General features: G+C 74.5%; 14 protein-coding genes, 1 tRNA gene and 1 pseudogene. 4 read left to right on the top strand and 12 right to left on the bottom strand.

Annotated elements, in window-relative coordinates:
• Positions 1-25: 25 nt before the first annotated feature.
• Both G339_RS0114975 and G339_RS0114970 read right to left on the bottom strand, forming a co-directional pair.
• Positions 26-838, bottom strand: coding sequence for a hypothetical protein (locus tag G339_RS0114975; RefSeq protein WP_157407679.1), 813 nt, complete (start codon positions 836-838; stop codon positions 26-28).
• 112 nt (positions 839-950) lie between these two features.
• Positions 951-2,288: a M20/M25/M40 family metallo-hydrolase gene (locus tag G339_RS0114970; protein WP_240489816.1), complete on the bottom strand. Its 1,338-nt coding sequence runs from the start codon at positions 2,286-2,288 to the stop codon at positions 951-953.
• 85 nt (positions 2,289-2,373) lie between these two features.
• Here G339_RS0114970 and G339_RS0114965 point away from each other — a divergent pair.
• Positions 2,374-2,462 (top strand) — tRNA-Leu (locus G339_RS0114965).
• A gap of 70 nt (positions 2,463-2,532) precedes the next feature.
• On the opposite strand, the gene G339_RS40425 is transcribed toward G339_RS0114965, so the two are convergent.
• The 3 genes and pseudogenes from G339_RS40425 to G339_RS40415 form a co-directional block, all read right to left on the bottom strand.
• Positions 2,533-2,682, bottom strand: coding sequence for a hypothetical protein (locus tag G339_RS40425; protein WP_240489815.1), 150 nt, complete (start codon positions 2,680-2,682; stop codon positions 2,533-2,535).
• Between the two features lie 330 nt (positions 2,683-3,012).
• A complete protein-coding gene (locus G339_RS40420) occupies positions 3,013-4,074 on the bottom strand; it encodes a hypothetical protein (RefSeq protein WP_019631891.1) in 1,062 nt (353 codons plus the stop codon).
• An 88-nt stretch (positions 4,075-4,162) separates the two neighbouring features.
• Positions 4,163-4,738, bottom strand: a pseudogene (locus G339_RS40415) (ATP-binding protein); the annotation flags it as partial.
• Between the two features lie 197 nt (positions 4,739-4,935).
• On the opposite strand from G339_RS40415, the gene G339_RS36135 reads away from it, so the two are divergent.
• Positions 4,936-5,262 carry an FAD-binding protein gene (locus tag G339_RS36135; RefSeq protein ID WP_019631890.1) on the top strand — a complete coding sequence of 109 codons (327 nt, stop codon included), beginning with the start codon at positions 4,936-4,938 and terminating at the stop codon, positions 5,260-5,262.
• A 318-nt stretch (positions 5,263-5,580) separates the two neighbouring features.
• Here the strand turns inward: G339_RS36135 and G339_RS0114945 are convergent, their stop codons facing one another.
• From G339_RS0114945 to G339_RS0114915, 6 genes are all read right to left on the bottom strand, one after another.
• Positions 5,581-7,302 carry an FtsX-like permease family protein gene (locus G339_RS0114945; RefSeq protein ID WP_019631889.1) on the bottom strand — a complete coding sequence of 574 codons (1,722 nt, stop codon included), beginning with the start codon at positions 7,300-7,302 and terminating at the stop codon, positions 5,581-5,583.
• A 1-nt stretch (position 7,303) separates the two neighbouring features.
• Positions 7,304-8,005 (bottom strand): ABC transporter ATP-binding protein, encoded by a 702-nt coding sequence (locus tag G339_RS38790; protein ID WP_019631888.1) that lies wholly within the window; start codon positions 8,003-8,005, stop codon positions 7,304-7,306.
• 8 nt (positions 8,006-8,013) lie between these two features.
• Positions 8,014-8,532, bottom strand: a complete 519-nt coding sequence (locus tag G339_RS38785; RefSeq protein WP_019631887.1) for a PadR family transcriptional regulator — start codon at positions 8,530-8,532, stop codon at positions 8,014-8,016.
• A gap of 866 nt (positions 8,533-9,398) precedes the next feature.
• On the bottom strand, positions 9,399-9,758 hold the full coding sequence (locus tag G339_RS0114925) for a VOC family protein (protein WP_019631885.1): 360 nt from the start codon (positions 9,756-9,758) through the stop codon (positions 9,399-9,401).
• 48 nt (positions 9,759-9,806) lie between these two features.
• Positions 9,807-11,093: an RNA polymerase sigma factor gene (locus G339_RS0114920; protein ID WP_019631884.1), complete on the bottom strand. Its 1,287-nt coding sequence runs from the start codon at positions 11,091-11,093 to the stop codon at positions 9,807-9,809.
• Positions 11,094-11,108: 15 nt separating this feature from the next.
• Positions 11,109-11,528, bottom strand: coding sequence for a YciI family protein (locus tag G339_RS0114915; protein WP_019631883.1), 420 nt, complete (start codon positions 11,526-11,528; stop codon positions 11,109-11,111).
• A 165-nt stretch (positions 11,529-11,693) separates the two neighbouring features.
• Here G339_RS0114915 and G339_RS0114910 point away from each other — a divergent pair, with 165 nt between their 5' ends.
• Both G339_RS0114910 and G339_RS0114905 read left to right on the top strand, forming a co-directional pair.
• On the top strand, positions 11,694-12,125 hold the full coding sequence (locus G339_RS0114910; RefSeq protein ID WP_026341456.1) for a hypothetical protein: 432 nt from the start codon (positions 11,694-11,696) through the stop codon (positions 12,123-12,125).
• Between the two features lie 55 nt (positions 12,126-12,180).
• Positions 12,181-12,771 carry a TetR/AcrR family transcriptional regulator gene (locus G339_RS0114905; protein WP_019631881.1) on the top strand — a complete coding sequence of 197 codons (591 nt, stop codon included), beginning with the start codon at positions 12,181-12,183 and terminating at the stop codon, positions 12,769-12,771.
• On the opposite strand, the gene G339_RS0114900 is transcribed toward G339_RS0114905, so the two are convergent.
• On the bottom strand, positions 12,752-14,398 hold the full coding sequence (locus G339_RS0114900; RefSeq protein WP_019631880.1) for a long-chain fatty acid--CoA ligase: 1,647 nt from the start codon (positions 14,396-14,398) through the stop codon (positions 12,752-12,754). The genes G339_RS0114905 and G339_RS0114900 overlap by 20 nt on opposite strands.
• Positions 14,399-14,530 lie beyond the last annotated feature (132 nt).

Raw genomic sequence — 14,530 nt, 5'->3', positions numbered from 1 at the left:
ACCGGGGAAGCCGAGGAGAAGGCGCCTAGTCGGGCGCGAAGGACGGTTCGTCCGCCGCTGTGCGGACGACCGGGGGCAGCACGCCGGGGGCGTGTGCGAGCACGCCGCGGGTGCGCGGGTGCGCCGCGAACTCGCGGGCGAGGGGGCCGCCGAGCCCGCCGAGCGGGATCAGCGTGGTGCCGGGCGCGGACGTCCCGGACTGGACGGGCGCCGGGATCGGTGCGCCGGGCGCCGCGGGCCGCTTGGTGTCGCCGGTCCGCGCGGCGGTCCGCGCCGGGGTGCGCGCGGTGTCGTGCCGGACCCCGGCCGCGCTCGTGGCGCGCGGGGTCGCGGCGGGGCCGTGCCGCCGGGGACCGACCCGGACGGGGACGCCGCCGGCCTCGGTGCGGGCCGCGTCCGCGACCCTCGCCCCGGCCGGGGGCGCGTCCCGCCGGACGGACGGCGCGGCGACGGGCGCCGCCGGTGGGGAGTCCCACTGCCACACCGGACGCGGCTCGTACCGCAGCTCGTACTGCAGCACGGGCGTCCGCAGCGGCGCGGGCTCGGGCAAGCCGTCCCCGAGGGGCAGCCGCACGGGTGACCGCGCGGCGTCCGCCGTGACGCTCCGTACCGTCCGCAGGGCGTCCGCGACGACGGGCGCCTGGGCCGCGGCGTCGAGGACCCGGGCGCCTTCCGCGGACCGCTCCCGCGGGGGCGGCCCGTCGGCGTGCGCCGCCTGCGCGGCGGCGCTGCCGGCCAGCCAGCCGGCCGCCAGGACGCCGAGGACCACGAGGAGCCGACGAACGGCGGCACGGCGCAGCAGGGCGGTGACCGCCCTGAGCGCCGTGTCGCACATCACCGGTTGCTCCCCCAATTGAGTCACCCGATCGCCAAGGACGAGTCAACCGCCCTCACGCAAGGTAACCGTAGCACCACGGAACCCACCCGCGGGCGCAATCGGGGAAGTTTTTCTAAGCGCGATCGAGGAAAGCGTCGAGGACCCGCGCGCCGAAGCGGAGGCCGTCGACCGGGACGCGCTCGTCCACCCCGTGGAACATTCCCGAAAAGTCCAGATCGGCGGGCAGGCGAAGTGGGGCAAAACCGAAACAACGGATGCCGAGCCGGGCGAAGTGCTTGGCGTCCGTCCCGCCGCTGAGGCAGTACGGGACGGGCAGCGCGCCCGGGTCCTCACTGGTCAGCGCCGCTTCCATCGCCGCGACCAGCGCGCCCTCGTAGTCGGTCTCCAGCGCCTGGTCGTGGTAGACGAACTCCCGTTTGATGTCCGGTCCGAGAAGTTCGTCCACAGTTGCCATGAATTCATCTTCATAACCCGGGAGGAAACGCCCGTCGACCTGGGCGCTCGCATCCTGCGGAATGACGTTCGTCTTGTACCCGGCGTCCAACCGCGTCGGATTCAGGGTGTGCCGCAGCGTCGCGCCGATCATCCGGGCGAGCGGGCCGATCTTCGCCAGCGCCGCCTCCGGGTCCGCCGGGTCGAACTCGATCCCGTACGCGAGGCACACCCGCTCCAGGAACATGCGGACGGTCTTGGTGAGCTGCGGCGGGAACTCGTGGCCGCCCAGCCTGCCGACCGCCGCCGCGAGCGCCGTCACCGCGTTGTCCGGATGCACCATCGACCCGTGCCCGGCCGTGCCGCGCGCGGTGAGGTTCATCCAGGCGATGCCCTTCTCCGCCGTCTCGATGAGGTACATCCGCCTGTCGCCCGGCACGGTCAGGCTGAACCCGCCGACCTCGCCGACCGCCTCGCCGACGCCCTCGAACAACTCCGGCCGCTCCTCCACCAGCCACCGCGCGCCCCAGGAGCCGCCCGCCTCCTCGTCCGCGAGGAACGCGAGCACGACGTCGCGCGGCGGTCTGCGCCCGGACCGCAGCCGGTCCCGGACGACCGCGAGGATCATCGCGTCCATGTCCTTCATGTCGACGGCGCCGCGCCCCCACACGCACCCGTCGGCGATCTCCCCGCCGAACGGGTCGCGCGTCCAGTCCTCGGCGCGGGCCGGCACGACGTCCAGGTGCCCGTGCAGCAGCAGCGCCTCGCGCGAGGGGTCCTCCCCCGCGATCCGCGCGACGAGGCTCGTCCGCTTCGGGTGCGGCTCGAACAACTGGGACTCGACGCCGACCTCGGCGAGCTTCTCCGCGACGTACTCGGCCGCGACCCGCTCCCCCGGACCCGAGTGGTCCCCTGGGTTGCTGGTGTCGATGCGGATGAGTTCCTGGCAGAACTGGACGACCTCGTCCTCGGCGGTCACGGGCATCACCTTCACGCTGGGATCTGCGTACCCGCTCATGGTGCCCCCTCCGGCGACGTCGCGGCGAACTCGGGACCTTTGGTATGGTGAACCCGCGCCGCACACCGCTGCGGCACACACCCACGTCCGGGTGGCGGAATAGGCAGACGCGCTAGCTTGAGGTGCTAGTGCCCTTTACGGGGCATGGGGGTTCAAGTCCCCCCTCGGACACCAGCGATTCACACATGTGGAGGCCGGGATTTCCCGCGCCTCCACTTGCTTTTTCGGCTCCTGAGCTGTGGATTCAGGTGGCTGCTCGGGAGCGGGATTCGGTGGCCCAGCGGGGGGCGTTCCATCGGTCGGCGGCGCGGGCGAAGTGGGCGGTGGCCCCGCGGTCGCGGTCGAGGAGGGCGGCCAGCTCGCCGAGGGTGTGGGCGACCGGTCGCAGCGCCACCGCCATGCCCTCGGTGCCCGCGGGGGGACCGTCGCGGGCGGATCGGGCCGGCTGACGCGCGGACGTCGCGGGCCTCGGCGTCCAGGCCGTTGGCGTGCGGGGCGAGCGCGAGCAGGTCGGTGGTCGTGGGGCCGAGCACGGCGTGGACGGCGCGCACGTCGTCCAGATGCGCGCCGAGCGTGCCGTCGTTCAGCCGGATGACGGCCAGGGCGAGCTGGAGGAAGCCCGCCGCGTGGACCGACCCGGTGCGCCGCATGCCCTCGCCGGCCTTGTTGTAGAGGTCTGCGGCGTCGGCGAACCGGCCTTTGATGACCGCCAGGGCCGCCAGCGCTATCTCGGCGACGGTGATCGCCTCGGGCATCCGGTAGTTCGGGCGAGTTCCAGGACCTCGGCGGTCAGCCGTCGTACGGTCATCGGGTCGTTGGCGGCGGCGACGGCGAGGTTGAGCCGCCCGGTGACGCGGTACACCGGCAGGTCGTGCTGCGTGCCGATCTCCACGAGCTCCTGGGCGAGGTCGGCGTCGCCTTGGACTCCGGCCAGGATCTCCAGCGCCCGCAGGCGGGGGTCGGTGGCGAGGTCGAGGGCCTCTTGCGCCGCCTCCGGAACGGTCGGGTCGTCCTCGCCGATCAGCTCGTTCGCGTACGCCGTCAGGAGCCGGGACCGCACGGACGGGGTCAGTTCGCGGTCGAGCAGGCGGCGCAGGCGGTCGACGACGGGCCGGTCCACCGTTCCCCAGGGGGTCGGCTCCATCCACGCGGTGAACGCGGCGATCATCAGGTCGTCGCGGCCCAGGGACTCCGCGTACTCCACGGCCTCGCGGCGCGTCTCGCGGGCGGCCGCGATGGCTCCCGCCCTGATCTGCGCGCGCAGGAGCCTGCCGAGCAGTTCGACGTGCTCGTCCGGTCCGGTCGAGGTGGCGACGGCGTCGCCGAGGAGGCAGACCGCCACGTCGTGGGCGTAGCGGACCTCGGCGAGTTCGGCGGCCCGGACGCAGTAGCCGACTGCCTTGGGCGAGACGGCGCGTGCGTGGTGGTGGGCCAGCGCCGCGATGTCGTCGGTGCCTTCCAGGGCGGCGGCGATCCGGGTGTGCATCCGGGCCGCGCGGAGGCGGCTGAGGTCGGCGACGAGCGTGTCCCGGACGAGGGCGTGGACGAAGCGGACGAGGCCGGGGCCGGGCTCGTCGAGGAGCCCGGAGATGACGCCCGCGTCGAGCGCGTCCAGCACCCCGTCCTCGTCGGCGTCGGCGGCCCTGACGAGGACGTCCACCGGACTCTCCCGGCCCGCGACCGCGGCGAGCCGGAGGACGGACACGGTTCCCTCGGGCAGGCGCGCGAGCCGGCGGCGGAGGACGTCCCGCACGCCGTCCGGGACATCGGAGAGGGCGACCAGCACCCCCTCGCCGTTCAGCAGCCGGGCGGTGCGCGGCGACCTCCGCGAGCCACTTCCAGATGGCCTGGCGCAGGCGGAACCGTCCGGCGGTGGCGTCGGCGTTCCCCGGTCCGGCGTCGGTGAGCAGCGGCGCGAGGTCGTCGGCGAACCGGCCCGGTGCGGTGGTCGCGGCGACGGCTCGCAGCGCCTCGGTCCAGGCCCACGCGGGCGGCGCGCTGTCGACTTCGAGGCAGCGGCCGGCGGCGACCAGCCATCCCGCCCGTTCGGGCCGCCTGCCCAGGTGCTCCAGCAGCGTCGACTTGCCGAGCCCGGCCTCGCCGGTGACGAGGGTGACGCGGAAGCCGTCGGTGACGGCCTGCGCGGCGGCCGCGACCAGCGCCGAGAGCTGTGCCTCGCGGCCGACGAACGGAACCGGCTCCGGCGGCGGCGCGCGGCGCTGGCGGTGTCGGGGCACGATCGCGCAGGACGTCGGTGCGCTGGGTGAGGATCGCCTCTTCCAACGCCGCGAGGTCCGGGCCGGGGTCGAGCCCGAGTTCTTCGGCGAGGACGCCGCGGCGCGGCGGAGAGCCGCCAGCGCGTGCTGCTCCACAGCGCCAGGGCGTGCAGCCGCCGGCCCTCCTCGCGGAGGGGCTCGTCGCGGGGTGAGCCGCTCGGCCTCAGGAACCATCGCCGCGGGTCGCCGAGGCGCAGACCTGCCGCGACGTGCAGCTCGGCGGCGGTCAGTCGCAGCTCGTTCAGCCGGGCCGTCTCGGCGGCGGTGAAGGGCAATCGCGAGAACGCGATGGGCCTGGCCATGAGCGTCCTCACCCCCGGCGACGCCCGGTCGTGAGACCGATCACTGCGAAATCGAAGGGGAAGACGACGATGACGATCAACGATGTGCGCGACGTGCTCAAAGGGCGCGTGCTCCTGCCGGAGGACGACGGCTTCGAGCAGGCGGCCACCGCGTGGAACCTCACCGTCAGGCAGCCCGTCGCGGCGGTCGTGGAGGCCGCGGGCGCCGACGACGTGGGGGCTCTCGTCCGCTACGCCCGGCGGGAGGGTTTGACGGTGGCCGCGCAGCCGACCGGGCATGACGCCTCGGGCGATGTGGACGGCGTGATCCTGCTGCGGACCGGCCTGCTGAACGAGGTGGCGGTACGCGCGGAGGAGCGAGTCGTCCGGGTGGGCGCGGGCGCGCGATGGGCGTAGGTGCAGGCGGCGGCCGGTCCGCTGGGGCTGGACGGCCTGGCGGGCAGCGCGCCGGGCGTCGGCGTGACCGGCTACACCCTGGGCGGCGGGGTCGGCTGGTTCAGCCGCAAGCACGGCCTCGCCTCCGGCAGCGTGCGGGCCGTCGACATCGTGGACGTTTCTGTCGGCGATGCTGATGATCAGTTCACTACGTCGCGCAGCGCGGCCCAGATGGGGTCGGGGGTCGCTTCGATTTTGATTTCGTGGCGGGCGGTGGCCAGGCGGCCTAGGAAACCTTCCAGGAGGAGCGTGCCTGGGCGTGGGGTGTCGGCGGGTGGGTCACGGGGCGGTGAGGGTCGGGGCTATCGGGTGGGTGGCTGCTTTTCTCAGGGGGACGGCGGTTAGGGCGGTGGTGGCTGCCAGGGCGGCGGGGAGGACCGCTGCCAGCCATAGGAGTGGGATTTGCGTTGTTGTTGAGGAGCCTGCTGCCGCGTGGGCGGCTTTATTGATTAGGAGGCCCAGGGGGATTCCTGCTGTGGCGGCGATTGTTGCCGGGATCAGGTGGGCGGCGGCCAGGCCGCCGGTGATTTGGCGGGGAGTTGCGCCCAGAGCACGGGCCAGGGCTGAGGTTCGTTTTGTGTCGAGGGTCGTCGTCCATGCGGTGAGGATGGCGTTTACGGCTGCCAGTAGGAGCATCGCCGCGGCTAGTACCAGGATGATTTGGGTGACTCGTTCGGTGACGGGATTGCCCGCGCCGGGGACGAAATCGGGACCGGTTGTCCGGCCGTCCTTGCGGGCCGCCTCGCGGTTCATGGCCAGTGCGGCGACGATCATGGCGACGGTGACGGCCGTGCTGAGGGCCGCGAGGACCGTCCGCCGGACGCGGCGCGCCGCGATGCGCAGGCCCAGCAGCAGCGTGACGGGCAGTCCGGGCGGTACCCCGACGCGGCGTGGCGGGCGGACGGGGTCGCGCAGTGCGTGTGCCGTGCTGACGCGTGCGCCGCGCAGAGCCGGGAACGCGGTGGCCGTTGCGGTGACGGCCACCGCGAACAGCAGGACGGCGGCCGTGATGCCGGGGGTGAGCGCCGGCCCGTCTCCGGCGAGCAGGCCCGCGTTCGGGCCGGACAGGAGCGGCGCGGCCGCGCGGCCCGCGAGCAGCCCGAGCGCGGCGGCGGCGAGCGCTACCGCCAGGTGCTCGGCCAGCAGCGTCACCGCGACGACGGCGGGCGTCGCCCCGGCCGCCTTGAGCAGTCCGACGCGGCGGCCCTGTTCCGCGAGCCGCCCGCCGACCAGCAGCGCGACGCACAGCCCGGCGAGGATCGCCAGTGCCCACGCGCCGCTGATCAGGGCGTTGTTCGTCAGCCGGAGTTCGGCGGTGGCGTACGCGGACAGGTCCTGCCACGGCGTGACGCCCGGATGCCGGGCGGCGAAGGCGGGCGCGGCGGACGGGTCGGCCAGCCGCAGCGGCATCGTCCACCGGCGCTGGGCGGCGGGCAGCCGGGCCGCGTCGGCGCGGGTCGTCCAGATCAGGCCCGGCGTGGAGGACGGGTATGGCGCGCGCCCGGTCGTGACGGCGATTCCGGCGACGGTGAAGCGGCGTCCGGCCAGCGTGACCGCATCGCCGGGCCGGACGCGCAAGGCGTCGGCGAACGCCCGTTCCACGACGACCGACCCCGGGCGGAGCCACGCGCCGGACGTCACGAACGGCTGGTCGATGGACCCGGCGGCGACGTCGCGGCCCTGGACGACCGCGTTGACGGCCACGTCCCGGACGCCGAGCCGCGCCGCGACGGTCGGCAGCGGCCGCAGCGCCCCCGTCACCCCGTCGGCCTTGGCCAGAGCGCGCAGGGAACGGGCGTCGGAGGCGGTGGCGACGGCGTCCGGCCCGGCGGTCGCCGCGCGGGTCCGCTCCCAGGGGTCGTCGGCGGCGGCGCGCACCAGCAGCCCGAGCGTCAGCGTGGTCGCGGCGGCGGCGACGGCCAGCAGCAGGAGCAGCGCCTGCGCCGGGCGGCGGCGCAGGTCGTGCCGTGCCAGACGGCAGATCAGGATGATTCGCCCCATGTCACACCAGCCCGGACGGCGCGAACACGGTCTGGTCGACGAACGCGCCGTCCCGCATGGTGATCAGCCGGTCCGCCGCGGCCGCGATCCGCGCGTCGTGCGTGACGACGACCAGCGTGCGGCCCTCGGCGCGCAGCTCGGCGAACAGCCGCAGGACGTCCCCGGCGGCGGCGGTGTCGAGGTTGCCGGTGGGCTCGTCCGCCAGCAGCAGCCCCGGGTCGTTGACGAGGGCGCGCGCGACCGCGACCCGCTGCCGCTGACCGCCCGACAGGGCGGCGGGCAGGTGCCCGGCGCGGTCCGCGAGCCCCACGCGGTCGAGCAGCGCGGCGGCGCGGCGGCGGGCGGCGCGCGGCGACGCCCCGGCCAGCAGCGCGGGCAGCTCGACGTTCTCCCGCGCCGTCAGCTCGTCCACAAGATGGAACGCCTGGAACACGAACCCGATCGCGCGGCGGCGCAGCCGGGCGGCGGCGGTCTCGGACAGCCGGTCGATCCGCTCGCCGCCGAGCCAGACGCGTCCGCCGTCCGGCCGGTCGAGCGCGCCGAGCATGTGCAGCAGCGTCGACTTCCCGCAGCCGCTCGGGCCGACGACGGCCAGCGCCTCGCCGGGGGCGACGTCGAGGTCGACGTCGTCGACGGCGCGGACCAGGCCGCCGCCCGCGCCGTAGTGCTTGCGCAGCCGGCGGACTCGCAGGACGGGTTCCACGCGGTTCCTCACTTCTTCCGGTCGGTCCAGTGGGCGGCGCACGCGTCCAGCCAGCGGAGATCGGCCTGCAGCCGGAGGACGGCGCCCTCCAGCAGCAGCGCGGGCCCGGACCCGGCGGGCTCGGCCAGCGCGGCCCGCTGGACGTCCGCCAGCCGCCGCAGCAGCTCGCGCCGCTGCGCGTCGACGATGTCCACCGGGTCGGCCAGCCGGGACGACGCGGCCGCCACGAGCTTGAGGTACAGGTCCGTGGGCGCGGGCCGCGCCGCCGGGTCGACGTCGGCCAGCCACCGGGCGACGCGCTCGCGGCCCGCCGGGGTCGGCTCGTAGACCTTGCGGTCGGGCCGGTCGCCCTGCCCGACGAGCCGGGCGGTGACGAGCCCGGCCTTCTCCAGGCGGCGCAGCGTGACGTACACCTGCCCGTCGTTGAGGTCGCCGCCGAGCGGGCCGAGCGCCGCGCGCAGCCGGGCGCGCAGGTCGTAGCCGTGCGCGGGCTCCTTGGCGAGCAGCGCCAGCAGCACGTCCTGCATCGGGTCTCCTCACGGGTCGGATCATATAGATAACGGTTAGCCATGCGCCGGGTCAACCGCCGGACGCGCGGACCGCGAGCGCGCGGGAAGGCGCTGATCGAGAGGGTCCGCGCGCAGGCGTCGTGGGCGGGTCGGCCGAAGGCGGCGATGCTGGGGGACGGCGTCGAGCCGTCTGACGGCGCTGAACAGCCCGGACGCCGTCCCGATCCGCGGAGCTTCGACGTCCGCGAACACGTGCCGCGCGGTCGGCGCGCGCCGACGAGGCGCCGGGCGGCAAGTCCGCCGTCCCGGTGAACCCGTCCGCTGCGAGCACCGGCAGCCGTCAGGACGAGCTCGAGCCGCACGGCTGGCGGACGCCGCGTCGTCCTGCCGGATCTACACGGCCACGGCGACAGTGCCCGGTCGCTACCCGCGCGACGTGCTCGCCGACGACGGTCTCGCGTTGGTCGCACACCTCGGGCCGGACGACTACGGCCTGGGCGGCTGCTCGCTGGGCGCGCGGATCGTCCTAAGCATGCTCGTCTCAAACCGGGCGATTGTGGCCGGTCCGGGGCTGGCGTCGGTGACCGGCACGCCGGGCGGCGCGAACCGGCGCGTGCCGAACGACCTCGCGGACGGCCGCGAGCCCGAGCCGTCCGACGCCGACACGGCGTCCTGGATCACTCGGCTCGGCAGGCGCGCCGCACGTCCTGACGCCCGCCGACGAGCCGCGGCGCATCAGAACGCCCGTCCTCGTCGAGGTCGGGGACATCGACCACGCCTCGGCCGACGCGCTCGCCGCGCCGCTGTCCGACGCACGTTCCGCTCAGGCGACCGCCGGTCCGCGCGCACGAGCCCGGAGTTCGCGGCCGTGATCAGGACGTTTCTCAGACGGAGAAGTGCGGGTTCCGGATCACCCCCACCAGGTCCCCCAGCGGGTTGCGCACCGTCGCGACCTCGATGCCGCCGCCGACCTCGCGGCACTTCTCGTGCGACTCGCCGCCCGCGGCGATCAGCGCCGCCTCGGCGGCCGCAGCGTCCTCGACGCCCCAGTACACGCGCGGCCCGGCCGCCGGATCGCCGTCCGGATCGAGGCCGAGTTCGTATCCGCCGACGTCGTAGCCGACGTAGAAGGGTTCGTCGAAGTACGGCTCGAAGCCGAGCACGGACGTCCACCAGCGTTTCGCGGCGGCCACGTCAGGCGCCGGGTAGATCACGGTGCGCAGGCCGAGGAACGGCACGGACATGGGGCTCCCTCCGTTGACGGGACGGACCTTAGCGCGGGCCTCGGACAGTCAGCCGAGGGCGGCGAGCTTGCGTTCCAGGACGGCCCTTTCGCCGTCGTTCCCGCAGAGCCGCGCGGCGCGTTCGAGTTCGGCGCGGGCCTCCGCCGCCCGGCCCAGCCGCGTCAGCAGTTCGCCGCGGACGCTCGGCAGCAGGTGGGAGTGCGCCAGCTCGGCCGCGTCCGCCAGCCCGTCCACGATGGGCAGCGCCGCCGCCGGTCCCTGCGCCATCGAGACCGCCACCGCGCGGTTCAGTTCGACCACCGGTGACGGCGCGAGCCGTCCCAGCGCCTCGTAGATCAGGACGACGCGCTCCCAGTTCGTCGCCTCGACGGACGGCGCGACGGCATGGCACTCGGCGATCGCGGCCTGCAGCCCGTACGCGCCGAGCCCCCGGCCGACGCCCGCCGCGCGCGCCAGCGCCGCGCGCCCCCGGCGGATCGCACCCTGGTCCCAGCGGCGGCGGTCCTGATCTGCGAGCAGCACCGGTTCGCCGTCCGCACCGGTGCGCGCAGGGAAGCGCGCGGCCGTCAGCTCCAGCAGCGCCAGCAGCCCGTGGACCTCGGGCTCGTCCGGCATCAGCCGCGCCAGGACGCGCGCGAGCCGCTGCGCCTCGCCGGCGAGGTCGAGCCGGATGACGTCCGCGCCGGAGCTGGCCGACGACCCCTCGGTGAAGATCAGGTAGACGGCGCTGAGCACCGAGCCGAGGCGCCGCGCGCGCTCCCCCGCGGGCGGCACCGCGAACGGCACGTGCGCCGCGAGCAGCGTCTTCTTCGCGCGGGTGATGCGGGCCTGCACCGTCGCGGTCGGGACGAGGAACGCGCGCGCGATCTCGTCGCTGGTCAGCCCGCCGACGACGCGCAGCGTCAGCGCCACCCGCGCCTCCCGCGAGAGCAGCGGATGGCACGCGGTGAACATCAGCGCGAGGACGTCGTCGTCGATCTGGTCCGGGTCCCACAACACGTCGTCGCCCTCCCGGGCCGGATCGCCGGGCGGCCGCCCGACCGCCGCGCCGCCCTCGCCCAGTTCGCGGGCGAGGACGGCGTAGCGCTCGTCACGGGCCGACCGGCGGCGGAACGCGTCGATCGCGCGCCGCCGCCCGACCGTCAGCAGCCACCCGGCCGGGTTGCGCGGCGTCCCGTCGCGCGGCCACGTCACCAGTGCCTCGGCCAGCGCCTCCTGCGCCAGGTCCTCGGCCAGCGCGAAGTCACCGGTGTAGCGCGCGAGCGCGCCGACGATCCGCGCCGACTCGATCCGCCACACGGCGGCGACGGCGTCGCGCCCGGTCGGGTCGCCCATCCCCGCGTTCCCCGCTCAGAGCTGCCCGGTGGCCTCGCGCCACCGGCGCTCCTTCTGGATCCACTCGTTGTCCTGCGGGAACTCGTCGATCGTCGTGACGCGGCGGATCTCGGTCTTGAAGCCCTTCCCGCTGATCGGGGACCGCTTCGCCCACTCGACGGCCTCCTCCTTGGACGCGACGTTGAGGATGTAGAACCCGCCGAACAGCTCCTTGGTCTCGCCGTACGGGCCGTCCGTGACGACGGGCGGCTCGGCGGAGTAGTCCACGACGACGCCCTCCTCCGCGTCCGCGAGCCCTTCCGCGGCGACCAGCACCCCGGCGCGGATCAGCTCCTCGTTGTACCGGCCGACCGTCTCCAGCATCTCGCCGAAGTCCACCGACGCCATCTGCCCGAACGCCTCGTCCGTCGCGCGCATGATCAGCATGTACTTCATGGGTCGTCTCCTGTCCCGGGCCGCTCTCTCGGACCCTCTCACCCCAAGGTCGAACGACCTCCCCCCGGGATCGACACACCCCCGAACTTTTTCTCGATCCGGTCAGAACGCCCTCGCGGGCGGGCGCGTCGAACGACAAAAGCCCCCAACCCCGGAAGGCTCATCATGGACGAGAGACCCGAAGGAACGCCCGGAGTCGTCGGTGCGGCGATCTGGTTGCTGGTCGCGCAGGTCGTCGTGGTCGGGGCGGTGCTGCTCGGGGTTCAGGCGCGGTCGGAGCGGGTCGACGCCGTCGCGGAGCCCGCGTTGTCGTCGGGGGCGGTCGGGGTCTACCTGGCGCTGCTCGTCGTCGTGGCGGTCGGGCTCGGGTGGGGGGCCGTGCTGGTGCGGCGCGGGCGGAGCGCCGGGCGGGTCGGGCTGTGGGTCGTCGCGGGGGTGCTGGCCGTCGAGCCCGCGCGGCAGTGCCTGATCGCGCTCGCGGAGCGGCACGCGGACGGGAACGTCGTGTTCCTCGTGCTGCTCGGCTGCGCGGCGGCCGGGACGGCGGCGGCGCTGCTGGCGCGGCCCGTCGTCGGCGCGCACGTGCGGGCCCGGTAGGTAGGCTGGCGCGCGGCGCCGGCCCGATCGGCGCCGTCCCCCGGACGGAGGTCGAGTGTCAACGCAGGCGTCGGACCACCTGCCCCTGCCCGACCGGCTCCTGGCGGTGGCGACGCGGCTGTTCGCCGAGAAGGGGTACGAGAGCACGTCCGTCCAGGAGATCGTGCGGGCGGCGGGCGTCACCAAGGGCGCGATGTACCACTACTTCGGCTCCAAGGACGACCTGCTCTACGCGATCTACCACCGGCTGCTCGACCTGCAGACCCGCCGCCTGGAAGGGATCGCGGACGGCGCCGGCACCGCCGAGGAGCGGCTGCGCGCCGCCGCGCTCGACGTCCTGGAGACCTCGTTCCGCTACCTGGACGACCTGATCGTCTTCTTCCGGTCCACGCACCTGCTGTCGGCGGCGCGGCAGGAGGCCGTCCGCGCCGAGCGGCGGCGGTACCACGAGCGGTTCCGGCGCCTGGTCGAGGAAGGGCAGCGCGAGGGGTCGCTGTCGGAACGGGTGCCCGCCGACATCGCGGTGAACTTCTTCTTCGGCGCGCTGCACCAGATCGGCTCGTGGTACCGGCCGGGCGGACGGCTCGCGACGCGGACGATCAGCGAGCACTACGTGGAGCTGTTCCTCAGCGGTCTGCGGGCGTGATCCGCTCGACGGTCAGCGCGGCGTCCCGGTAGCGGGCGCGCAGCGGCTTCTTGTCGAACTTGCCGACCGTCGTCTTCGGCAGCTCGGCGAGGAACGCCCAGTTCTCCGGGACCTGCCAGCGCGCGACCTTCCCGTCCAGGAACCCGGCCAGCTCGGCGGCCGTCGCGGCGGCGCCGGGCCGCAGGACGACGCAGGCCAGCGGACGCTCGTCCCACCGCGCGTCCGGGATGCCGATCACGGCGGCCTCGTGGACGTCCGGGTGCCCCATCAGCAGGTTCTCCAGCTCGACCGACGAGATCCACTCGCCGCCGGACTTGATGACGTCCTTCACCCGGTCGGTGATGGTGAAGAACCCGCGCTCGTCAATCGTGCCGATGTCGCCGGTGCGCAGCCAGCCGTCGCGGAACTTCTCCGGGGCCGGATCGCGGTGGTACGAACCGGTGATCCACGGGCCGCGCACCTCGATCTCCCCGACCGCGACACCGTCCCACGGCAGTTCCGCGCCCGACTCGTCGGTGATGCGAATCTCGACGCCCGGCGCGACGCGGCCGGACCGCATCCGCCAGTCCAGATCCTCGGCCGTCCCCGGCTCCACCTCCGGCGGCGGGAACGCCATGCCGCCGAGCGGGCTCGTCTCCGTCATCCCCCAGCCCTGCACGATCCGCAGCCCGTAGCGCTCCTCGAACGCGGCCAGCAGCGAGCGCGGCGCGGCGGCTCCGCCGGACGTGCCCGCGCGCAGCGACGACAGGTCCAGCTCGCGCGTCTCCCCGAGGGCCAGGATCGCGTTCCAGATCGTCGGGACGGCCGACGCGACCGTGCTGCGCTCCGCCGCGACGAAGTCCGTCAGATGCTCAGGCTGCATGAACCGGTCGGGCATGTGCAGCGTCGCGCCGGACAGGAACGCCGCGTACGGCAGCCCCCAGGCGTTGACGTGGAACATCGGGACGATCGTCAGCACCCGGTCCGTCTCGGTGAGGCCGACGAGCGACGCCGACGTCGCGGCGAGCGCGTGCAGGAACGTCGAGCGGTGCGAGTACACGACGCCCTTCGGGTCGCCGGTGGTGCCGCTCGTGTAGCACATCGACGCGGCGGACCGCTCGTCCAGCGCGGGCCAGGCGAAGCCGGGGTCCTCGGCGGCGAGCAGGTCGCCGCGCCGCAGGACGGCCGCGCCTCCGGCGGCGAGCGCGGCGGCGTCCCCGTCGCCGACGACGATGTACGCGTCCACGCCGTCCAGTTCCCCGGCGACGCGCGCGAGCAGCGGGACGAGGCTGTCGTCCACCAGGATGATCCGGTCCTCGGCGTGCCGCACGATGTGGACGAGCTGCTCCGGATGCAACCGGATGTTCAGCGTGTGGAGAACCGCGCCCATGCCGGGCACGGCGAAGTACGCCTCCAGGTGCTCCTGGTTGTTCCAGCAGAACGTCGCGACGCGGTCGCCCGCGCGGACGCCGAGGCGGGCCAGCGCGGCGGCGAGCCGCCCGGCGTTGGCGGCGACCTCGGTGTACGGGGCGCGGCGCGGCTCGCCGCCGGTCCAGGTGACGCACTCGCTCGCGCCGTGGACGCGCGCGCCGTGGCGCAGGATCGCGGCGACGTCGAGCGGGAAGTCCTGCATCGTGCTGCTGATCATGGCGATTCTCCGGGGCGGGCGGCCGGGCACGGAAAAGGGCGTCGGCTACCGGCCGGTATTCACATACCGGTCGGTCGGTCCACCATAAATTCCGGACCGTACGGCGTCAATCGTCCACCGCAGGAACCGGCG

This window comes from Actinomadura atramentaria DSM 43919, from assembly GCF_000381885.1.
Lineage (GTDB): Bacteria > Actinomycetota > Actinomycetes > Streptosporangiales > Streptosporangiaceae > Spirillospora > Spirillospora atramentaria.
Note: the sequence above shows the minus strand (reverse complement) of the source record. Positions and strands in the feature narration are given on the sequence as shown.

Excerpts from the sequence above, each read along its gene's own strand:
- G339_RS0114970 (WP_240489816.1), bottom strand. The coding sequence starts at position 2,288 with ATGAGCGGGTACGCAGATCCCAGCGTGAAGGTGATGCCCGTGACCGCC.
- G339_RS36135 (WP_019631890.1), top strand. The coding sequence starts at position 4,936 with ATGACGATCAACGATGTGCGCGACGTGCTCAAAGGGCGCGTGCTCCTG.
- G339_RS0114945 (WP_019631889.1), bottom strand. The coding sequence starts at position 7,302 with ATGGGGCGAATCATCCTGATCTGCCGTCTGGCACGGCACGACCTGCGC.
- G339_RS38785 (WP_019631887.1), bottom strand. The coding sequence starts at position 8,532 with ATGCAGGACGTGCTGCTGGCGCTGCTCGCCAAGGAGCCCGCGCACGGC.
- G339_RS0114925 (WP_019631885.1), bottom strand. The coding sequence starts at position 9,758 with ATGTCCGTGCCGTTCCTCGGCCTGCGCACCGTGATCTACCCGGCGCCT.
- G339_RS0114920 (WP_019631884.1), bottom strand. The coding sequence starts at position 11,093 with ATGGGCGACCCGACCGGGCGCGACGCCGTCGCCGCCGTGTGGCGGATC.
- G339_RS0114915 (WP_019631883.1), bottom strand. The coding sequence starts at position 11,528 with ATGAAGTACATGCTGATCATGCGCGCGACGGACGAGGCGTTCGGGCAG.
- G339_RS0114910 (WP_026341456.1), top strand. The coding sequence starts at position 11,694 with ATGGACGAGAGACCCGAAGGAACGCCCGGAGTCGTCGGTGCGGCGATC.
- G339_RS0114900 (WP_019631880.1), bottom strand. The coding sequence starts at position 14,398 with ATGATCAGCAGCACGATGCAGGACTTCCCGCTCGACGTCGCCGCGATC.